Below are 21,108 nucleotides of genomic sequence, written 5' to 3'. Positions count from 1 at the left end.
TAGCGTTCTGTAGTTAGGTGGTACGATCGTCGCCGTCGAACGGCTCGATCTTCCAGCTAAACAGCGCGTCTCGAACGTACGGGCGAGTGACCACCGCCGCAAGCGCGATGGCCGCGAGGGCATCGAAGATGAGGAGACCGAACGCGATCAGATGCAGGCTCCCGCCGAGCTGGAACTGCTCCCGAAGGACGGAGGAGATGAGCCCAAGTCTGTCGAGGAAGAGGACGACGAACCCGATGGAGAAGAAGGTGGCCAGCAGGGTCACGAACTTGGACGCGGTCTGCTTGTTCAGGCGGATGTCCTGATACGTGTTGATCTTCCCCTCGATCTTCTCGGTCATATCCTCGATGATCGGCGTCTGCTCGGCGGACTCAATGCGGCCGTCCGAGAAGTGGTGGACGTGCCACCCCGGCGTCTTCTCGCAATGGCAGACGATGAACTTCGACCCGTCACGGCGAGCCGCGAAGTCGGTCTTCCCCGTGTCGATGCCGTACTGGGTGGTCTCGACGGCGCAGACCTCTCCCACCTCTCGGCGCACCTCGTATCCCGACTCGGAGAAGTAGTCACGGAGGCTCTGCCGCACGCGATCGCGAAATTCTTCCAGCGGGCGGTACTCGTAGAAGTCCGAGCCGATGGCTTCCTTGAGGTGCTTGACATCGGTGGTAATCGTATCCCTGAAGTCGTCTTCGAGGAACTCGCGCCACGAGTACCGATGCTCGCGCTCCACCACCTGTTGATCGCCGAAGAACGAGACGCCGAACTCCATCGCCTGCGGCTTGAAGTCGTGCCTCTCCATCTCGTCCCCGTCGAAGAAGCATTGGAAGGTGATCTTGGTGCGATCAAGCCACGCCTTCAGCACGTACCTCGTGGAGTCTATCTTCTCCAGCTCGATGGAATCGAAGGTGTCGCTGTCCCTCACGGCGGCCACCCAGTCCTCGACGAGGGCCTCGGGATCTAGATGGTAGATGGCAGCCTGCACTTGTCGTGACTCGCCGCACCCGCAGGAGGTTGTTGGGATGCCGTGCTGCTCGCACCGCTGCTCCTCGGAGATGGAGAAGTAGGGACGAATGTCGGGGAGGATGTCACGCTCGATGTGCAGGTACTCGGCGTAGTCCTCGAGGTCTTGTTCCCGGTATTCGAGTGCGGAGACGTCGCTCACGTCGGCCCGAAAGAAGGCCTCTTCGAGCACGTCGGCCTCATCGGCTAAGATCATACAGGTCTATCGCGTACTCGATGATTTCGACCGGGCTCTCCCAGTCCTGTCGGAGCAGGTGGTCAAGGTGGTTCGACAGTTCATCGTAGTCGATGTTGGTCTTTCCGAGTGAGCGTTGAGAGTAATCTTGAAAGAACTCCTCGATTTTACCTTCGAGATCGTAGAACTCGTCCACCTCGGAGACCTCGTCCACGTCCGCGGCCCTTGGTATGCCCTCGTCGCAGAGCTTGATCCCGATGTTGGCTATCATCGACTTGTAGAGCCGAAGTTCCTCGGTCGGCGTCTGGTGCTTCTCGAAGTACTCCTCGATGAGGTTGTTGAATGCAAGGTTGGTCTTTGAGATGTGGGTGTTGCGCATCATTGAGGACTTTCCGCGGAACTTCGCGCCGACGTAGGAGTGGATGAGTTCGATCAGGGGAGTCAGGAAACCGTCGTACCCGCGGATAGTGTTAATTTGAAGCACGATGGCGTCAAGCAGATCGGAGGGTACGGGCTTGGACGTGGTGAGGTGGCCGTCGTCGAAGATGCGGAGCATCACGTCGCGCTCGTCGCCGGGGTCTGCGCCAGGATGATCGACGTAGAACTTGATCTTCCTGATGTGGCCGGCCTCGTCGGCGGCACGGATGACATCAGTGTCAACCATATCCTCGTCACGTTGGCCGGTGAAGTCCGCCGTGTCGACGCCGGCGATTTCGAGGGTGTAGCCGAGACCCGAGATGTCGCCTTCCATCTCCTGCAGGAGGAGGAGAAGTTCTGTCTCGTTCATTTCCAGTCGACTGGTGTTTCCGATCCCGGTCTGCGTTCCGCTCCGAGCCATCTCGGTGACGGTCTTCGCAATGTCGGTTTTCAACCCATCCTTGATCTTGGAGTAATTCGACACCGCTATGAGGCCGGTCTCGGTGTAGACGCGAGCCTCGACACGATAGCGGGCCGGGGCCTTGATGTGGTAGTCAGAACCGTACCTCTCCACGGTGTCGCCGGACTCAGTGTCGATGATCTGGATCGGGATCTTGTCGTCTGGATTAATGTCTTCGAGGTGGGCCGTCGTTCGGAACTGGAGGTCTATGGAGTCGGAGTCCTCCTCGTGATCGGTGAGGACGATGGGTTCCACGAGGGAGTCGAAGTCGTGGTCAATCCGCTCCTCGTCGTACTGATCGGCACGGCGGGAGAGGTGTTCGCGGGAGAGGGATTCTTCGGCGACGAAGAGCTGCATGTTGAACTTGTCGCCCTTCTCGCCGTACTTGTCGAAGAGCTTGGATACGAGACTCTTGTAGACCGAAGTAGTGAGCTGCTCCTCGGCCTCATCGAAGAAGTCGTTCTTCCCCATCCGGCTGACCTCGCTCTCCGACAGGGAGAGGTCTTGGAGGCGCGAGTCAATCTCCGGTGTCTCCGCCGTGATTTTCGCAGTTGGGATGCGACTGATCTTCTCGGGAATGGAGTAGCCGTCCCGGAAGAGGAACTGATCAGTCGTCATATCTATCCTCGGCGTACACGATGGACTGTTCAACCTGCCTCTCGAGGTTTCGTTTCATCCAGTCCAAGTCCTCGACCGTTTTCTTGATCAGATCGTGTGGCTCCGTGAACTCGTCTATGGCGTGTTGGACATCCCGCTCTTTCACGGTCTTCCGACCGTCGTCCTCGGCGTGCTTGCTGGCCTCAAGCCAAATTCGTTCGGCGACGAACTCCAGATGGTGCTGCAGCTCCTCGACCGCATCACCGCCCGCATTCATATCGGATTGCTGCTTGACGAACCGCTTTAACGAGGTTGGCTTGACCGGAGGAGGAACTTTCCCGTCGTCACTTCCCTCAATTTCTGCTTGTTCGGAATCCTCTCCCTCGGTTGCCATAACTGCTACCTGTCATTCCGGTCAGATAGAACTTTCTAGGTTCGGAAAGCCTCTACTTTTGTTTCTATCTGTACATCAGTTGTTCGGACTCTGTTTAAATGGTCAGACAGCGTATATTAACGTGGAACGTGAAGGTATAGTACCTTCCTCACGGTGTCGGCCGAGACGGCGAACTTCGAGACGCCGCGCTGTACGTCCAAATCGGCATGAAAAACGGCGCGAAGTGTTGCTGGGCGAGTACGACGAGTTCTCGCGTCGAAAGCAATCTTCGGACGACAAATCCCACCCTGATCCACTCCGTGCGCCCGTCCGGAAGCAGATCGCGTGGCACGCTACTCGGCTTCGGAAAGGCGAGCGGCTCCTGGAGGTGCTGATGGACTGGCCTCGATACGACATGGACGGACTCAAGCGGCGGAGACTTGGGAGGTTGACGCGGTGTTGAGAAGGGGGGCAACTGGTGAATTGAGCACCGAAATCGAACTCCTCAGCGACGGATCGATCACCGAGCGGGCAACAGGCTCGCGGTCAACTATGGCGCAAACACTACCCGTCGACGAACTCCTCGTCAACAAGGTTCGGGCGACCACCCGGAACATTATGCAGGCCACCGGTTTCGAGTGCGTCAGGCAGGAGAGAGATGTCGAGGAGTGGCGGCGCGAGTGACCTCGGTTCAGACACTTTCCTTCCTCGCTTCCATCATTCCGTGGATATCCTCAATGACGTTGAGCAGGGCCGTGCGGACGTAAGCCTCAAGAGAGTCTTCAAGCATCGATTCTAGATACCCCTCGTCACTCACTATCTCATCAACCTCTCCAATCGGCATGTTCAGGGCCTCTTCAACGGTTGTCGGGCGTCCAGCCTCGATGGACTCCGGCGCGAAGTTTGACAAGAACTCCTCGGCTCTCTCCTCGTCCATCTCGATTTCCCTGTCGGTCTCCTCGATAAACTCATCGATGCCAAACGGACCGAAAATCTCATCCACGTCGTCCATATCGTACTCCCCGTCGTAGCTCTCGCGAGCACTTTTCTGAATGGTCTCGTACAGATCAAACACGTCCATTTCCTCGGATTGTTCGCTGATAATCACGAGTCCTGTGGCGAAGGCGGAGAGGGTGGCCATATCGATCCGGGCCTGTTCACTCACCTTTGATGGAGCGGAGTTGGCGTGTTCAATCATCTCCTCGGTGAGCGGTTCTAGTCTTTCGCGGAGTGAGCCGTAGTCAGGCTCGTCTTGATACTCGGTGGCCCGATGCGCAGCCTGCTGTAATCGACCGAGCATCCCAAGTGAGGTCTCGTACCACTCACGCGCTCGCTGTCTCCGCTTCTGTCGCTTTTGGTAGAGTTTGACGATTATGCCGCTCACCACGGCGACTATGATGCCGGAGACGATTGGATTCGACGAGATTGCGCTTATAACGCCCACTTTGCCGAAATGAGGGGGTCATCTCAGGTAAACGTTCGGCTGGGGCTTAGGTATCAAAATATCGTGATTTGAAGTCCGAATGAGGAATGCACCCGACGTACCCCCTTGCAAGAGGTTTCAAGCCAGGTATACCCCCTCCCTTGGGAGGAGCACGACGCCGATGACTAGCAGAATCCCGGTGTCACACAATCCCGCCCGAAATCCATTCCGGAAATTCCCGGAAAACTGGGTCTTCCACAAACCGAACCGCGTTACAGCGCAGGAATATCCATAGGTCGGAGAGGACTAATTGAAGCGTTTCCGGAAGCAACCCGGTCACGTTTTTAGTACTAGCCAGAAAACCAGTCTATCAAGCAAAGATGATCCGCGATGCTCGCGTTCTCCGCGCCGGGTTCGTCCCTCGGGAAGTTGAGCATCGCGACGCCGAAGTCAACCACCTCTCCAGCGTTCTTGAGCCCATCACGAACGGGGAACCCGCCGACACGGCCATCGTCACTGGACCTAGCGGCGCCGGCAAGACCTGCATCTCGCAATTCGTCACCGAACGCCTACGTGAGGAGGTGCTCGACGTCGAGGCCACCTACGTCAACTGCTGGCGTAACTACACCCGATTTCGGACGCTCTACCAGATCCTCGACGACCTCGGCGCGACCATCGACATCCACCGGCAGTCGACGCCCCACGACGAACTGGTTGATCGCCTCCAGCAGCATGACGGCCCACGAACCGTCGTCATTCTCGACGAGGTCGACCAACTGGAGGACCCCAGCGTCATTTACGACCTCCACAGCCTCCCGCAGTTCGCGATCATCTGCATCGCGAACAAGGAAGAGGAACTGTTCAGCCGCGTCGACGACCGCCTCGTGAGCCGGCTGCGCTCCAGCGAACACGTCCGGATGGACAAGTACCACGACGAGCAGCTGTACGACATTCTGAGTGCGCGGGCGAAGTGGGGACTCGATGAGGACGTCATCACCGACGACCAGCTCTACCGGATCGCCGACGCGGCCGCCGGCGACGCCCGCCTCGCAATCGGCATCCTCCGAACGGCCGCCGGCAAGGCCGATCGCGAGAACCACGAGCGCATCACCGACAATATTCTCCTGGACGCCGCCGAGGATGCCCGGGCCCAGATTAAGCAGAAGAGCATCGATTCACTCACGCCACACCAGCGCGTCGTTTACAACATTGTTCGCGATCACGAGCCACTCGGGCCGAGCGAGATTCACGACCGCTATACCGAGAAGGTCGACGATCCTCGGACGAAACGGACAGTGCGGACGTATCTCTCCAAGATGGTCCAGTACAACCTCGTCGATGCGGAAGGCACGAGCCGGGACCGGGAGTACTCACTCGTCGGTTCGGAAGCTGCGTCGCCGATGCAGTAATATCCTGTCTCCGATTGGGTGAGATCGAGCGGCAATCAAGCGAACCCTTGCGGAATCGCGAAACGCCGAAATCACGGGATACTAGTACTGAGTGCCGACTGCGAATCGAGCATAGGCCATGAGCAGTTAACCAACAGACGGTTAATACATACGATTTGTTGGTTAACCGAAAGAGGTCCACGGTCATCATCGACTGGTGTCGGGAAGGGTAGATTTCGACTGGAATATCGGCCAGGCAACGATGGTAGCAGGGAGAGGGCGACCAGAGTTGCCAGTATTGCCAATAATACCGTCGTTTAAGTACCTCTCTCACTCCACCATTGCCAGTAACGAGGGGAGAATGGACGGGAGGGCAGAAACTGTCACGTCTCTAGTCTAGTTACTGTTATCTAAACCTACTACAACTAGTGGAGTTTTCGTTAGTGCGGGTATGGTTTAACGTACAATGTATTAAGAGTATCGCTAATTAGAGAGGGGGTCGTTGACCCCCTCCAGTTGTTGCAAAGGTTTACTGGCAATAGTGGAGTGTGTGTGTTTTATAAGTGGATGCGACACTGGCATAATTGGTTCGAGTGGTGGGTTAGTGGTGATACTGGAACCCATGGTTTTATGATGGTTCTTCGTCTTGAGTCCGCCTATGGGCCGATTCAATCGAGAATCGTTCATCATCCAAGACAAAGACGTCCTCCGGGATGATTACCAGCCAGAGACACTCGAGGAGCGGGACGAAGAACTCGACGAATATGCGGCCGCTCTCCGTCCCGTCATTCAGGGCTGGCAACCGAACAACGTCTTTCTCTATGGCGTTACCGGCGTCGGGAAGACAGCTGCTACGCACGATCTTCTTGAGGAGCTGCAAGAATCCGCCGGAGAGTACGACGACGTCGATCTCAACGTTATTGAACTCAACTGTACTGGCTGCACCACATCCTATCAGGTAGCGGTCAATCTCGTGAACGAGATTCGCTCTCCTTCTCACCCTCTCACCACAGTCTCGTCTTCGCGCGAACCGATGAGCGAAACCGGGTATCAACAAAAACGCATCTTCAACGAACTCTACAACGACCTTGAGTCGATCGGTGGGACTATTCTCGTGGTTCTGGACGAGATCGATAACATCGGCTCGGATGACGATATTCTGTACGAGCTTCCACGAGCACGCTCGCAATTGGATCTCGATGTGAAAATCGGTGTGGTCGGCATCTCGAACGACTTCAAGTTCCGAGAAAACCTCTCTCCGAAAGTCAAGGACACTCTCTGCGAAGAGGAAATCTTGTTCCCTCCGTACGACGCGACTGAACTGCAGAATATTCTCAAGCACCGAGCCGATATCGCGCTCTACGACGATGTCCTCGAATCAGATGTAATCCCATTGTGCGCAGCATTCTCTGCACAGGACTCGGGATCTGCTCGGCAGGCATTACGGTTACTCCGGAAAGCAGCTGATATCGCCGAGAACGACGCGATGGCGGGTGGAGAGGCGAAAATCACCGAAGACCACGTTCGGGAGGCCGAGCATCAGATCCAGCGACAACAGGTTGTCGAAGGGATGCATTCGTTGACCCGGCAGGGGCAATATGTATTGCTGACTGTCTGTCAGCTAGCGGCAGAGGGAGAAACACCCGAACGGACGAAACTGATCTATGAGCGCTATCGAGAGGTTCTTCGTAATCACGGCAGTGAACCACTGAAACGCAGGCGAGTACACGACCACCTGTCGGATTTGAGCCTCCACGGGATCTTACGGTTGGTCGACTCGTCGAGTGGACGCGGGAACTACAACGAATACGAGCTTGATGTCTCTCTGTCGTCGGCCCTCGACGCACTCGAGAGCGAACTAGGTGAGCTCAACGACATTCGTGAAACTGCCAAGCGGCATCGGGTTCTGGAGTGACTTCTCAACCGCCAACACCAGTACTGCCAATACCCTCTCCACTTTTGCCAGTAACCGCGCAACCGTCAGTGCCAGTTTCTCCAGTACCCTCTCCGGTGTTGCCAGTAACTTCCTTGTTCTAATCAATCCGACTAGTTACTATCAGGACCACCGTTGCCAATTTCATCAAATAGCGTCTTGTCCTCCGATTTTACTGGCAATAGTGGAGTGTCTGACAGCATTTAAACGAAATTTCATTTACGAGCATTTGCAATCGCTCTTCAGTGGGCTACTTATCGCGTAAGGGTTCGTGGTTCGAAGACCCAATCTTGCACGGATTCACCCCGCACTTACTACTCGAAAACGGGGGATGTCTTCCTGTTCGAGTTCATTCGTTGTCTGGGCCATCGGTGAACAGGATTTCGTGGAGAAACGACAGAAACGTCGGGGGTGGGAGTAACCGATTCGTCTCTGTCTACGGGTATTCCTGATCACTCACGAGAGCCTCGGTACACTCGACGAGGTCGTCCTCAGTCGTCCACCGGCAGAGACGCCTAGCATCGTTGAGCATCTCGAAGATCGCGGTCTGCATTCCACTGTAGGGACTCTCGACGGCTACGTTTGTGTCGATCGCGTCCACATCTATCGTATTGTACGTCGTGTTTGAACACGTGCGTCTTCGCGAAGTACTCCTCAAGGGCTGTGAAGTAGCCCTGCTCGACGAGGAAGCAGCCCTGGGCGTGTTCGGTGACGCCCAGGATGACGTCTGTATGATCGGCGAGCAGCCGGAACTTGAGGTAGGTATTCGTCCACTCGCTTCGAATGTCGATCATCAGGAACGCGTACGCACCGGGCTGTCGGTTGAGGCGATCTTTTACGAGCTGGAGAGGACGGATTTCGGGTTTCCCGTAGCTGCCGAGGACAAAGTACGAATTCTCAGCTGAGAAGATCGGCGTGAGCTCCGCAACACTCTGTTTCAGCGCTTCGTATTCTTCCGGTGTGGGTGAGGCTTCGTGCAGATACTCGTCGGCTTTCTCGACGAGTTCGTCGACAGTGACCGGATCCTCACTCATCAACTCGGGACTTCTCTCGTACCCTGCGTCTTTCACTTCGCAGACGGGGTGTCTCCCCGAACAACTGGCCATCCGACTGAGGTACTAGTCCGTCTACTCGTCCGGATTTACTGGGGATTTGTACTTTGATTTGACGCGATCTCCTTCCCGCCACTGCCAGTAGTAGTAGCGGTTATCGTTGATCTCCTTGATCGTGATCGTCGCCTTCGTCGGGACATCATCGGGGAGGTCATCGGGTCGCTCGTCGATCTCGTCTTCCTCCTCCGCTTCGGCAAGGCGGGCCTGGCGCTCGCGATGCTCGGCGAGGTCCTCGGCATAGTGGGCAACGTCTCGGAGCAGCTCGGGTGAATAGTCGTTGAGTGTGTCGATGACGTCGGTGGGGAGGTCCGCTGGGGGCGTCGGTGGCTCGTAGGACATGGGCCGATCTGTGTTAACCAACAAAGGCGCAAACCGCATAGTTTTGTTGGTTAAGCCGCTACCAACGGCTCTCACCGGTTCTCCAGCAGCTGTATCAATACTCGAAACTCTCCATCAAGGAGTTTCGTCTGATGTTACAGTAGCCTCGGGAGATCTCGAACGCTGGGCGATCCTACGAGTTCGAGGGGAGACGCCCATCAGGTCGTGGGACCCGCCCCTGCTTGATCTCCTGATCGACTCGCCGGAGGTGTTTACAGCCGCCCTCGGGCGTACGCTTCCGCCAGTCTGGACACGTACACGACTCGCTGATCACGTCGACTTCATACCAGTTTCCGGACGCCGATCGGACCTCATAGCGGCCACCCTTTTCGAGCAGCGAGACGGCCATCGATTCGTCGACGGCACGTCTGGTTCGCGGCTCGAGGTCGTCGTGCTGGGTTGAGTGCTCCGTGACGACCATCCGATCGCGTACGTCGCCGGTGCGGCCGCCGTCTGGAGCAACCGCAGCCTTGGGATCCTGGAGACGATCCGCAAGCAGGGCCTCAACTGGATGGCCCTCCGGCCACAGATAGTGGACTTCCCGCCGCTCGCGATGGTCGTAGGAGCCACAGGCGGCAGCGCTCCCAGTCCAGACACGCCACGCCCCGAGTGCTGCCATCACGTCGACGATGACTCGCGGAACAGCGTCGTACTCGTCGGGGTAGAACACCCGGAACCGAGTACACTCCTCCTGCGGCGGAACCGTCTCCCACCACTCGACGTCGTCGTCCCAACTGTTGCACATCGCGTCGTCCTCTCCGTAGCCGACAGTCACGCCGTCAACCTGCGGTACTTCCACCGATGTGTCGTCAGCCTCTCCTTCGAGCAGCCGAAGGACGGCGTACCTGAGATACTCGTGTTCCGGATGGTCCGAAGATTGGGCGACCTGCTCATGGTGCTCTGCGACTCGCTCTGCCTCGTCGAGAACGGTCGTTAGATATCGGTCGGTCATAGGTCGGTGGAGACAGGAGTGCGCCTCCGCCCTTCGGCGGGCGCTGAAAAACTTAACCAACGAATAGCGATCCATCGTATCCTTTGTTGGTTAATTCATCTCCGCTCAAATTCTGAGCCGGATCGGATTACCGGAGCCAAGAATGGTATATCTGTATAGCGATAACGTCATAGGGAATACGGGGGACAAGACTAATACCGTTAGATGCGATACCGATAACTAGCGATGATGGAGTACGTCGACGAGACCGCGGCGAAAATCATGGTCGCGGCCCGGCCGGGCGACTCGATTCGTCGAATCGCCCAGAAGATCGACGGCTCCTACTCGTGGGTCTACGACTGGATCGAGCGGTTGGAGGACGCAGGCTTCATCCGGCGTGAGGACGGCGTCTACATCGAGAATTACGCTGTCAGGGATCGCTACTACGATCTCGTCGCGGCCATCTCTCGCGCTGTTCCCCCCTCGATCGACGACGGCTACGTCATTCCGCACTTCGCCGGGATGCCCTTTGCGTACACGAAAATCGACGGCGTCTACGTCTGGACCCATGGCGGTTATCAGATCGCCCGCGGCCACGACGACTATCCGATCTTCATCCAGGTTGCCGACCGTGATATCGAACGGTGGACGGCGTTCTTCGATGAGTTCGGGATTCCGAGCCGGATCGAAGAGCGGCCGGACGCGACCGACTCCGACGCGGCCGTCTCGTACGTGTTGTTCCCGACGAGTGGGGGCATCACTCGCGAGTGGGTCGACGGCAATCCGGTTATTCCGTTGGACGAGACGATCGAGCACATGTTGGAGTACCGGGTGAACTACGAGCCGGCGTTGGAGATGATCGCCGACGAGTACGACCGCGATATCGACGCGTCCCACGAGGATCCGCGTCTCAATGCATGAGCCTCGGTGAACGCGAAGACGAACTACTGGATACGCTGGAGGCAGTCATCGACGCTGACCTGCCGTACGTGCTCGTCGGTGGGTGGGCGATCGCGGCGTTCAATCAACGCTTCACCACGGACGTCGACGTCGTCATTCCGGCCCAAGCGGTCGACGACTACACGGACCTTCTCACCGACCGCGGCTACGAGAAAACGGCCGATGTCGAGCGAAACGAACTCTACGAGGGCCGGACTATCCGGTTTACGAAAGATATCGGGAATCCGGTTCAGTTCGACGCGATGGTGGACGCGCTGGGCTGTCGCCAGACGGAAGCTGAATGGTCGTATCGCTATCTGGCCCAGCACTCTGTCACCGAGGAACTGCGAACCGGGCGCCCGGTAACAGCCAGGATTCCGGAACGGGAGTTGCTGTTCGCGGTGAAACTCCACAGTGGCCGCAAGGCAGACTCTCGGGATCTGGTGGTGCTGGCTGCTGGCGCGGATTTCGACCGGATCGCGACCCATCTGCATCGCGGAGAGTCCGAGAAGCTCGCTGGTCGCATCGAGACTGTCCTCAACCGCCTCACGTCGGAGGATTTCGCAGATGCATTCAAAGGAGTCTTCGAACAGCAAACGGTTCCCGAACAGGATATCGATGCCGTCGTTGAGTTCCTTCGTGACCAGCAGCGCCGAATCGATTCTGAACGATAACATCGACTGTCGGTGGGGTTTGTCTTGGAATCGATCGAAACGCGCAGGGTCGGACGCCGAACGAATTAACCAACAGAGTGGGATAGTACCCCAAGCCGTTGGTTAACAGCTGGAGAAGGCGTGTTCAGTCCTCGGCGACCGTCCCGATTATCTCTTGCGCGGTGGAACTGATCCGGCCGAGACGCTCCTGAATGCTCTCCGCATCGTCGTCCTGCCACGCGGCAAGATAGAACGCTGACCCGCTCGTATCCAGGTTGAAATACCGCCCGACGATGTACGCAACGGCTTCGGCTTCGACCTCGCGTTTTGCGCGCTCGGGTTCGTCGTTGACATCGAAATGGAGCAGTGCGTGGGCGTACTCGTGAATCAGCGTCACCGCGAGGTCGGCCTGATTCGCTCTATCTTTCGCTTCGACGACGGGTTGGCACTCGTCGAGATTCCGGTGTTTGCAGACGCCTTTCGCGTCGTCATGCTCCCACTCAGCAGCGTCGACGACACGGACGTCGACATCGAGAGTAGCTGCCGCATCAAGGAGCGCTGGCACCAGGTCGTCGGCGTTACCAGTGGCCTCGGTTTCCAGCTCGGGGAGCGGTTCGCCCTCGGTTTGAGACACATCGAAGACTGCAGTTGGTTTGAATCCAACCAGTCCTTTGGACCACTCCTCGGCCGGTGTCTCGTCGTAGTCACAGTCGCTTTGCTCGTGGTAGCTCGGTGAGTTCTCGCACTCGGGGCACTGCTTCGTAATAATGGGTGCCCAGATCCAGATCGCCTGTTCGCCCTCTTGGACGTGCCGGTCGAACTCCGATCGCCACGTATTGTAGCCCGCTACGCGGGTTGCCTCGGGACACTGGAGCTTGATCAAGAGGGTGTTGCGATGGGAGTAGTCGTGGAATCGGGACTGGACATCGAGCCACTCTTGGAACTGTTGGCTGGCTTTTGCCTCGTCGACGTCTGCGACGAGCTCGTCGATCCAGTCTTCGATGGTACTGTGCATCTCGTCGTGTCGGGTGTCGGTCTCCTCGAACGAGACTCCCGACTCACTGGCTGTCATCATGGATTGCATCACATCGAGTACGACGACGTCTCCGAGAAGTCAGGACGCGCCGCGCCCCTCGGGGGCGCACGATAAACATCGGCGCGACTTCGGGGGGTTTAGATCGGGGCTGCTATCGGAGCGCTGCTTTCTCGTCAGCGAAGCCGACCGTGACGAGGTACTCGAGGAACGCGTCGAACTGGTCGACATCGCTCGGCGTGTCCGTCGCGAGGTGTCGAACCCACTCGATCGCCCACTGGAACGCGGGATCGGTTCCGCCCTTGCCATGTATATACCACCAGCGGGCGGCCTTCAGGACGACGAGCGGATTCGTCGGCGGTTGCTCGCTTGCGAGTCCACGAGTGATCGATCGGATTTCCTCGGGTACCTCAGCGGGGTCGACCTCGCCTGATTGGGTGTTCGATACGTCGACTGGAATATCGTCGATCGAGACATCGTTCGGACGCTGTTGTTGACTCACGGAAAATCACCTTCTCGGAGGACTTTTTGGATCGAGCCCTCGCCCCCTCCGGGGCGCGAAAAACCACTCGTAGCGTCACGCCGGTGGAATGTACACGCTCTGCTCGCCGGCGATCTCCTCGAGGTTGTTCCGATGGCGATGCGAGAAGTAGCACTCGTAGCTGCAGTAGCCACAGAGCACGCCGGTATCATACTCCGCGATGAAGGGACCGCGCCGAGTCGTCCAGACGTTCGCTTCACATTCGGTACACGCAGCACTATCGAGGTCGGTTGGTGACGGCCCCTCGTACTCGATTTCGAGGATGTCGCTATGTGGCGCTGAGTCAGGCCAGACGCCGTGGGACTGCCAGAAGGCCTTGATGCGGGCGAGACTGTGTCGCACCGTCTTCCGAACTGTGACGTGGGAGGCGTCACGACCGCTATCATCCCAGCCGTCAGCCGTCCAGAACTCCCCGAACTGCGCGCCGCGATGCAGCCCGTTCCAATCGAGGCCGACGATGTCGGCTGGTGGCTCGTCGGTGAGTGTCGGCCTGGTCAGCTGTCGAATGGCGTCGAGCTGCTTGGGCGGACTCCCACCGAGGATGTGGACGCGCCGCCCTCTCCAATCGGTTGGGTCGGAGAACTCGTGCGCCAGGCGATCGGCGTACCCTCGCGAATAGCCGAGGATGATATCATCTGGGATCGTGTCAATCACCGCTTGGGATTTCGGGACGATGATGACCTCGGCATCGGGAAAGCTGTCCTGAATCTCACGAGCAGCAGCGATGTGGGCGTCAACGTCAGTAGGTTCGTAGATGTCGCCGATGACACCGACCTGTGGCTCGTACTCGAAGAACCGCTCGACGAATCGATCCAGATCGGGGTTCTGGAAGTCGTTGTCGAGCATCCCGACGGGGAGGGTGAGATTCTGATATTGGGTCTCCTGATACCCGCAGTCCTCCCGAAAGCCGGGAAGGAAACCGAGCTCATAGGCATCCAGAGTGAACGGCGCTCGATGGAGGAACGCCACGATGTCGGCTTGTCTGGCGGCAGCGATGTCGCTCGCCGTGCTGGCGCTGGAGCTCAGCTCGAGGGACATGATTGGAGTTACGAGGCCGCTGTTGGCCGCCCCGCGCCCCTTCTGGGGGCCTGACAAACCGAGGTACAGTCTGTTAACCAACAACAGGGAAACTTATGCGGGGATTGTTGGTTAAGGACAGGACTTACTCTTCGTCGTCAGTGGTCCCCTCCTCTCGAAGAGCCTCCACCCCTTTGGGGCCGACACAAACAACTCTCCGGACGATGACGCCCCGCCTCTAATAGAGATAAAACCGATACAACAGTTACCGTAATGGTCATCCCCCGCGAGTGTTTACAGGCCCGTATGGAGCGAAAGACGATCGCCGTCATCGGGATGTCGTGCAACGGGTGCGAACAGAACGTGGAGACCGCCCTGCGAAACCTCGATGGTGTAAATCGGGTCGAGGCCGACCACGACGCTGACACGGTCGACGTCGTCCTCAAGGATGGAGTCTCAGACGACGACGTGAACGCGGCAATCGAACAGGCTGGCTATGACGTAAAGGCTTAATCGGCTGTCACTCGGCCGTCTCCACGCTCGCCGTCGGTGCGTTCTTTGAGAGCGAATTCGGTGTTGACACCCTCACCGGAGAGGAGCTGACCAGCGAAGCTGTTGGCGAGGACGGCCGAGACGGACAACACCATCGCAAGCATCGCGAACACCGGGTGAACGAGCCCCGTGGTCGCGGCGGCGACGCCGATGCCGTTGAACGCAAAGGCCGTCACGAGATTCTGGCGAGTCTTTCGATAGCTCTCGTTCCCGATCTCATAGGCGTCCATCACGCCGCCGAGCCGGTCACCCATCAGGACGATGTCCGCCGATTCGATGGCGATGTCGGTCCCGGCGCCGATGGCGATGCCGATGTCCGCCTGTGTGAGTGCCGGCGCGTCGTTGATGCCGTCGCCGACCATCGCCACGCGGTGGCCGGCTTCCTGCAGGCGACCGATCTCCTCGCGTTTCTCGTCGGGCAACACGTCGGCCATGACGCGGTCGATACTGACCTCCTCGGCGACCGCGTTCGCGGTGCGCTCGTTGTCCCCGGTGATCATCACGGGCGTAATGCCGGCGTCGCGAATCCGCCGGATGGTCTCGGCGGCGTCTGCTTTGATTTCGTCACCGATGCCGATCAGGCCGAGTAGGTCACCGTGACGAACAACTCCGGCAACGGTGAGGCCGCGGCCCTGAAGTCGCTCAATATCGTCGCTCCTCTTCGAAAGGTCAATCCCCTCATCGCTGAGCCATCCGGGTTTCCCGACCAACACGTCGTCGCTGCCGACGATCGCTCGGACGCCCTTGCCGGTCACCGAGTCAAAGACGTCGGGATCCGCGTACTCGACATCTCGCTCGTCAGCGAACTCGAGGATCGCATCGGCGAGCGGGTGTTCGGAGAAGGCCTCCGCGCTGGCCGCCGTCGCGAGTACGTCTTCCTCGTCGGCGTTGAACCCGACGACCGCACTGACGGCGGGTTCGCCGACGGTGATCGTGCCGGTCTTGTCCAGCACGATGTGGTCGACGTCGGGGAAAATCTGGAAGGCGTCGCCGGAGCGCATCAAGATGCCACGGTTCGCTGCCTTCCCGCCACCCCGAATCAGGGCGAGCGGTGTTGCCATCCCAAGCGCACACGGATAGCCGAGGACGAGGACCGCCAGCGCTGCGAACGCCCCTCGCTGGACATTGGGGTCTGCCCCCCACGCGAGCGGTGCGACCACCCAGAAGAGGAACGAGAGCGCGGCAATCGTCAAGACGCCTGGGACGAAGTACTTGAGGACGCGGTCGGCGAGCTGGATAATGCCGGGTTTCATCGCCCGCGCCTCCTCGATCTCGCGTGCCACCTGATTCAGGAACGCGTCCTCCCCGGTTGCAGTCACCTCGATAAGCAGCGTCCCGGTCTCGTTGACGCTGCCACCGATCACCGTGTCGCCGACCGTTTTCTCCTCGGGGATGGACTCACCGGTGGCAACCGACTCGTCGACCGTGGACTCTCCCTCGACGACCATCCCATCGACGGGGATGTTCTCGCCAGGCTTGACCCGGACGTAGTCGCCGACGTTGAGGTCGTCGAGGGGGACTTCCTCGACGTCACCGTCATCACTGACGCGGCGTGCCGTGTCGGGCTGGAGGTCGAGAAGGCCTTGGACGGCTTGGGAAGCCCGCGTGCGGACGATGAGGCTGGTGTACTCCGAGAGGATGTGGTAGGTGGTGATGAACACGGCGACGGCGAAGAAGTGGACGGTCGGGAAGCTCGGGAAGACAAACAGGCCGAGTAACCCCCCGAGGAGCCCGGCGAAGGCGCCCGCTTCTAGGAGGACGTGCTGGTTGAAGATCCTCCGACGAAGGCTCTGGAACGCCTTCTGTTTGATGTAGCGCCCGGGACCGAACATCGTCCCGAGCGCTAGCCCCAGCGTCACCAGGTCCATCGCGAGCGATGCCGACTCGAAGCGTCCCATTACGAGAATCATCCACCCCATCAGGGCTGCGACAACGAGAGATGCGCCGCCAGCGATGAGGAGACGCCGCTTCCCGTCGGTGAGTTCGGCCTGCTGCTGCTCGTATCGTTTTGCCTTGTCCGGATCTCGGATGGTGTAGCCGAGGTCCCGGAGTGTGTCCTTCACCGCCACCTCGCTCAGGCGGTCATCGTCGTACTGGACGAGTACCTCCTCGTGGGCGAGACTCACGTCGACGTCCTCGACGCCGTCGGTCCGGGCGTAGGCCTTCTCGATGCTCTCGGCACAGAACGAGCAGGACATTCCCCCGACGTTGAATTGTTCGTGTGTCGTTCCCATCGTGAGTGGTGGTTATCGCGCGACGCGGAAAATCATTACGACAATAATTATAGCGGTATCAAAGTCCTAATACCGATGTCGGGAGAGTGGCGTTACTCTTACTGTCGTTGTTCGCCTATCTCCTCACAAGAATGGCGCTCCTCGAATCTGATGTGCCGATCCGCGAAGTCGTGACGACAGACCCGGAAAAAGCGAAGGCGCTGGAGAACGACGTCCGGGCGAAGATCCTCGATATGCTCGCGACCGATGAACTGACGATCGAGGAGATTCACGACGAACTGCATCGTCGCGGCGAGGAGAAGGCGGAAACAACGGTCCGCCACCACGTGAATGTCCTGAAGGACGCGGGGATGGTTGAGATCGCCCGTCTCGAGGAAGCTGGTGGGGGGACGCGGAAGTACTACAAGTCGAACACGCGAGTCTTCTCGTACGAGCTCCCGGAGGGTGCCGACGAAACCCTTGCAGGGGCGCAGTCCACCGCATCCGAGGAGCTGACATCCCTCATCGAGACGTTGTACGCGGACCACGGTACTGAGATCGAGGCGGTCGCCCGCGAGATGAAACCCTGTGAATACTGCGATACCCAGCACTACGAGGAGTTCATCGTTCGCGAACTTTTGAACCGTGCCCTCATCGAACTGGGCGAGAGCGGCACGCTCGAGGACGTGTTCTCGACCGACGACTGACCTCACTCGATACAGCAGCTCATTTTGGACGTATCCCGACGGAACGCCTGACAGGCCTGCTTGAACGCCTCGGAGAACGTCGGGAACGGGTGGACAGTATCGATGATGTCGTCGACGGTCAGTCCGAACCTCACAGCCAGCGTGGCTTCCATAATCATGTCGGCGGCACGCGGCCCGACCATGTGGACACCGACGATTTCGTCGGTCTCGTGGTGTTTGACGACCTGGACGAGGCCGTCAGTATTCTTCACGGCTTTCGCCCGCGGCACGTCCGCCATCTGGACGGTCCGGCACGAACAGGTGCCGTGCTCGTCCATATACTCGAGTTCGGTCGTCCCGACGGCGGCGACTTCGGGGCTGGTGAACACGACTGCGGGGACTGCATCGTAGTCGATGCTGACGCCCTCGTTGCCGAAGGCATTCTTGACGGCGTGATTGCCCTCCTTGGCGGCGACCGTCTCCAGTTCGGGCTCGCCGATCACGTCGCCCGCCGCGTAGATGTCGGGATTCGTCGTCTGGAAGTACTCGTCGACACGAATCGTTCCATCGGGGTTCGTTTCGACCCCTACCGTTTCGAGACTGATCTCCTCGCTGTTGGGCTGGACCCCGGTCGCGACGAACAGCGCGTCGCCGGTGACCGTTCGCTCAGTGCCGTCGACGGTTGTTTCGACGGCGACGCCCGACTGGATCGCTTCGGCGCCGCCGTCAGCTGCTGGCCTGCGGACGCGCCGGAAGTCGTTATCGGTGAGTATCTCGATGCCTTCCTCATCGAATGCACGCTGCATCTCGCGACCAAGTTGGCCTTCCATGTCCGAGAGGACGCGCTCGGAGCGCTGGAGAATCGTCACGTCGACGCCGACACGGTGGAGGATCTGGCCCCACTCCAGCGCGATGTACCCACCACCGAGCATTAGGATACTCTCGGGGAGGTCGCGCTCCTCGAGGATGGTTTCGCTCGTGTAGTAATCGACCTCCTCGAGGCCGTCGATGGGCGGCGCCCACGGTGAACTGCCAGTCGCGACGAGCGCCTTCTCTCCAGTAATGCGCGCGCCCTCGTCGGCGCCGTCGACGACCTCGATGGTTGTGTCGTCGACCAGCTGGCCGTACCCCTCGTAGATGTCGGTCTCGAAGTGCTCGGCGACATCGACGTAATTCTCCCGCCGGAATCCCTCGACGAGGTCGTCGGTCCCGTCGAGTGCGTCGGCCCAGTCGACAGTCGGTTCCTCAGGGTATCGAACGGCGTCGAAGGGATTCTCCGACGCTGCAGCGCCGCTCTCGGCGACGGCAAGCAGATGCTTACTCGGGACACAGCCGACGTTCACGCAGGTTCCGCCGATGGGCAAGCCGGTGTTCACCATCGCCGTCGAGAGGTCCCGTCGGCTCGCTTCAGTGATCGCGGCGAAAGCTGCGGCGCCACCGCCGAGAATCACGAGATCATAGTCGGATGTGTGAGTCATCTATACCGAAACTTTACGACGGGAAGTTCTTATACTCCAGAGTCCGAAGCTATAGAGTAGGTTGGAGGCCACGAAGCTATGGCAGATACTACTTCACCGGCGCCAACGTGCGATGTTGAGGGGACGTGCTATTGTCCGCTCACAGGAGTTATCGACACGTTGAGCCGAAAATACGCGATGCAACTCGTCAGTATCATCGGCGCACACGATTCGCTGCGGTTCGCGGAGATCGAGGCGCACCTCCCTACAGCGAGCACGTCGACAATCTCGAAACGCCTCGACGAATTCGAGGAGGCAGGGATCGTCTCACGGACGCAGTACAACGAAATTCCGCCACGCGTCGAATACGCGCTAACTGACGAAGGGGATGAGATTCGTTCGAGATTAGAACCCCTTCTTGAGTGGGCGACGGCGAACTCCTGACGTACGGATTCCAGTGAATTTCATCCCACATTTGAGGCTACTCCATTCAGGTGGGGGTGTTAGCCCCAAGACTATCCTTTCTTCGTGTGCTACTGTGACGCATGATAAACGAGGGAGCGTCTGCACCGTCATTCACTCTTCCAGGTCTCCGTGACGGAGAACAAACCGAGTACAGCTTGGATGAGACAACTGCGGATGATCGGGCTGCGTTGCTAGTTTTTTACCCATTTGATTTCAGTCCTGTTTGTACAAACGAACTGTGTGCGATCCGCGATGCAGAGTGGTTTCAGCTGACGCCGGCGCTCGATGTCTGGGCAATTTCTGGGGACAGCATCTACGCCCACCGAGCATTCGCCGAGGAATACGGCATCAATTTCCCGTTACTTAGTGATAGTTCCGGGCGGGTTGCCGAGTCATATGATGTCTGTTATGACGAATGGGAGAACCACGAGCGCGTTCCACAGCGTGCCGTGTTCCTCATCGATTCGGAGCAAACGATTCGATACGCTTGGGCCACAGAAGATGCACTCGAGAAGCCGGATTTCTTCCCGGTTAAAGACGCTCTTGATACGCTGGAAGCGGAACGCGATGAATTCGGTCCTGATGATGTCGAATTAGTCGTCGAATATAACGAGGAACCGGAACCGCTCACGTAAACGGCTGTTTGAGGACAGTTTCAGTGAACGCCGCTCCGACAATCAGCCCATCGCCTCTTGGAACCGCTCACGCAGCGCATCTTCACGCTCCTCGAACTGGTCGACCTTCTCCTGTAGATCATCGCTGACGCGCTCGATGCTCGCGAGCGCACGCTCGCCGGCGAGCGACGCCTGCGACCCGTCGTCGCCGTCCGCCTCGAGCTGCTCCTCGTAGGCTCGCTCGACGCGCTCGATGGTACCCTCGGGGTTGAACAGGATGTCGTTGGCCGTGCGGACGTAGCCGTCCAGCGACGCACCCTCCTTGCCCTGGAAGAAGTGAGTGAGCGCGTACGTCGCGCCGGAGTGCAGCGTCCACATATCGATCTCGAACGGCGACGCAGCGTTCGCCTCGGCATCCTCGGCAGCACGCTCTGCGAGATAGTCCGGGAATCCCAGCAGGCTGTAAAACTCGGTGACGGTGAACGGGAGCTCGGAGAACTCGAGATCGATCTCCTGCGCATCTCGGATGAATTCGAAGAGGTCGTCGGCGACGAGTTCGACCTGGGCGAGAATCTCCTCCCACCAGGTCCGGAAGTCCCGAACGTCCCCGACGTGCTTGATGACTTCCTTGTCGGTGAGCGAGCGCATCGAATTCGAGGGCACTGGTGAATCGCTGTAAGGCGACGGGATAGGTCGTCAAATCAAAGGAAGTGAAGCGGGAAATCGCCGATGCC

At 58.8% G+C, this 21,108-nt stretch carries 20 protein-coding genes and 2 pseudogenes; 9 read left to right on the top strand and 13 right to left on the bottom strand.

All coding sequences use genetic code 11. The features are described from left to right. Positions 1-13 precede the first annotated feature (13 nt). The 3 genes from SM753_RS17800 to SM753_RS17790 are packed head-to-tail and all read right to left on the bottom strand — an operon-like array spanning position 14 to position 3,060. Complete coding sequence (locus SM753_RS17800; protein WP_222923980.1) at positions 14-1,213, bottom strand: hypothetical protein; 1,200 nt, start codon at positions 1,211-1,213, stop codon at positions 14-16. Then, on the bottom strand, positions 1,197-2,687 hold the full coding sequence (locus SM753_RS17795) for a hypothetical protein (protein WP_222923979.1): 1,491 nt from the start codon (positions 2,685-2,687) through the stop codon (positions 1,197-1,199). The genes SM753_RS17800 and SM753_RS17795 overlap by 17 nt, the downstream gene beginning before the upstream one ends. Then, positions 2,677-3,060 (bottom strand): histone-like protein, encoded by a 384-nt coding sequence (locus SM753_RS17790; RefSeq protein ID WP_222923978.1) that lies wholly within the window; start codon positions 3,058-3,060, stop codon positions 2,677-2,679. Before SM753_RS17790 ends, SM753_RS17795 begins: the two co-directional genes overlap by 11 nt. 531 nt (positions 3,061-3,591) lie before the next feature. Here SM753_RS17790 and SM753_RS17785 point away from each other — a divergent pair. Next, positions 3,592-3,723, top strand: a complete 132-nt coding sequence (locus SM753_RS17785) for a hypothetical protein (protein ID WP_323192652.1) — start codon at positions 3,592-3,594, stop codon at positions 3,721-3,723. Between the two features lie 7 nt (positions 3,724-3,730). On the opposite strand, the gene SM753_RS17780 is transcribed toward SM753_RS17785, so the two are convergent. Then, entirely contained in the window at positions 3,731-4,483 is a 753-nt protein-coding gene (locus tag SM753_RS17780) for a hypothetical protein (protein WP_222923976.1), read from the bottom strand. 359 nt (positions 4,484-4,842) lie between these two features. On the opposite strand from SM753_RS17780, the gene SM753_RS17775 reads away from it, so the two are divergent. After that, positions 4,843-5,871 (top strand): Cdc6/Cdc18 family protein, encoded by a 1,029-nt coding sequence (locus SM753_RS17775; RefSeq protein WP_222923975.1) that lies wholly within the window; start codon positions 4,843-4,845, stop codon positions 5,869-5,871. A gap of 637 nt (positions 5,872-6,508) precedes the next feature. After that, entirely contained in the window at positions 6,509-7,765 is a 1,257-nt protein-coding gene (locus tag SM753_RS17770; RefSeq protein ID WP_004594472.1) for an orc1/cdc6 family replication initiation protein, read from the top strand. 454 nt (positions 7,766-8,219) lie between these two features. Here SM753_RS17770 and SM753_RS17765 read toward each other — a convergent pair. From SM753_RS17765 to SM753_RS17755, 3 genes and pseudogenes are all read right to left on the bottom strand, one after another. Beyond that, positions 8,220-8,817: pseudogene (locus SM753_RS17765) on the bottom strand (hypothetical protein). A 93-nt stretch (positions 8,818-8,910) separates the two neighbouring features. Further along, positions 8,911-9,234, bottom strand: a complete 324-nt coding sequence (locus tag SM753_RS17760; RefSeq protein ID WP_004594473.1) for a hypothetical protein — start codon at positions 9,232-9,234, stop codon at positions 8,911-8,913. Between the two features lie 172 nt (positions 9,235-9,406). Beyond that, complete coding sequence (locus SM753_RS17755) at positions 9,407-10,225, bottom strand: hypothetical protein (RefSeq protein ID WP_103992931.1); 819 nt, start codon at positions 10,223-10,225, stop codon at positions 9,407-9,409. 228 nt (positions 10,226-10,453) lie between these two features. Here SM753_RS17755 and SM753_RS17750 point away from each other — a divergent pair, with 228 nt between their 5' ends. Together SM753_RS17750 and SM753_RS17745 are read left to right on the top strand one after the other, a co-directional pair. Further along, complete coding sequence (locus SM753_RS17750) at positions 10,454-11,125, top strand: helix-turn-helix domain-containing protein (protein WP_135306301.1); 672 nt, start codon at positions 10,454-10,456, stop codon at positions 11,123-11,125. Further along, positions 11,122-11,817 (top strand): hypothetical protein, encoded by a 696-nt coding sequence (locus SM753_RS17745; protein WP_092893729.1) that lies wholly within the window; start codon positions 11,122-11,124, stop codon positions 11,815-11,817. The genes SM753_RS17750 and SM753_RS17745 overlap by 4 nt, the downstream gene beginning before the upstream one ends. A 124-nt stretch (positions 11,818-11,941) precedes the next feature. Here SM753_RS17745 and SM753_RS17740 read toward each other — a convergent pair whose 3' ends face one another. The 3 genes from SM753_RS17740 to SM753_RS17730 all read right to left on the bottom strand — a co-directional run bounded on the left by SM753_RS17740 (position 11,942) and on the right by SM753_RS17730 (position 14,408). Continuing rightward, complete coding sequence (locus tag SM753_RS17740; protein ID WP_128904662.1) at positions 11,942-12,871, bottom strand: ArdC-like ssDNA-binding domain-containing protein; 930 nt, start codon at positions 12,869-12,871, stop codon at positions 11,942-11,944. Positions 12,872-12,983: 112 nt separating this feature from the next. Next, entirely contained in the window at positions 12,984-13,331 is a 348-nt protein-coding gene (locus SM753_RS17735) for a hypothetical protein (protein ID WP_128904661.1), read from the bottom strand. Positions 13,332-13,406: 75 nt separating this feature from the next. Continuing rightward, positions 13,407-14,408, bottom strand: coding sequence for a DUF6610 family protein (locus SM753_RS17730; RefSeq protein WP_128904729.1), 1,002 nt, complete (start codon positions 14,406-14,408; stop codon positions 13,407-13,409). A gap of 285 nt (positions 14,409-14,693) precedes the next feature. Here SM753_RS17730 and SM753_RS17725 point away from each other — a divergent pair, with 285 nt between their 5' ends. Further along, positions 14,694-14,900, top strand: a complete 207-nt coding sequence (locus SM753_RS17725; RefSeq protein WP_128904660.1) for a heavy-metal-associated domain-containing protein — start codon at positions 14,694-14,696, stop codon at positions 14,898-14,900. On the opposite strand, the gene SM753_RS17720 is transcribed toward SM753_RS17725, so the two are convergent. Continuing rightward, on the bottom strand, positions 14,897-17,173 hold the full coding sequence (locus SM753_RS17720; protein WP_128904659.1) for a cation-translocating P-type ATPase: 2,277 nt from the start codon (positions 17,171-17,173) through the stop codon (positions 14,897-14,899). The genes SM753_RS17725 and SM753_RS17720 overlap by 4 nt on opposite strands. Before the next feature lie 131 nt (positions 17,174-17,304). Between SM753_RS17720 and SM753_RS17715 the strand changes: the two genes are divergently transcribed. Continuing rightward, positions 17,305-17,859, top strand: coding sequence for a winged helix-turn-helix domain-containing protein (locus tag SM753_RS17715; protein ID WP_128904658.1), 555 nt, complete (start codon positions 17,305-17,307; stop codon positions 17,857-17,859). Positions 17,860-17,861: 2 nt separating this feature from the next. On the opposite strand, the gene merA is transcribed toward SM753_RS17715, so the two are convergent. Continuing rightward, positions 17,862-19,316, bottom strand: a complete 1,455-nt coding sequence (gene merA / locus SM753_RS17710) for a mercury(II) reductase (RefSeq protein WP_134671652.1) — start codon at positions 19,314-19,316, stop codon at positions 17,862-17,864. Between the two features lie 78 nt (positions 19,317-19,394). Here merA and SM753_RS17705 point away from each other — a divergent pair, with 78 nt between their 5' ends. Next, complete coding sequence (locus tag SM753_RS17705) at positions 19,395-19,739, top strand: helix-turn-helix domain-containing protein (protein ID WP_128904656.1); 345 nt, start codon at positions 19,395-19,397, stop codon at positions 19,737-19,739. Positions 19,740-19,840: 101 nt separating this feature from the next. Beyond that, positions 19,841-20,395, top strand: a complete 555-nt coding sequence (locus SM753_RS17700) for a peroxiredoxin (protein WP_135306298.1) — start codon at positions 19,841-19,843, stop codon at positions 20,393-20,395. 42 nt (positions 20,396-20,437) lie between these two features. Here the strand turns inward: SM753_RS17700 and SM753_RS17695 are convergent. Beyond that, positions 20,438-21,031: pseudogene (locus SM753_RS17695) on the bottom strand (hypothetical protein); the annotation flags it as partial. Between the last annotated feature and the right edge of the window lie 77 nt (positions 21,032-21,108).

It is taken from the genome of Halostella sp. PRR32 (assembly GCF_034808085.1).
Taxonomy (GTDB): Archaea; Halobacteriota; Halobacteria; order Halobacteriales; family Natronoarchaeaceae; genus Halostella; species Halostella pelagica.
The sequence above is the reverse complement of the archived record's forward strand: the minus strand, read 5'-3'. Positions and strand labels throughout refer to the sequence as shown.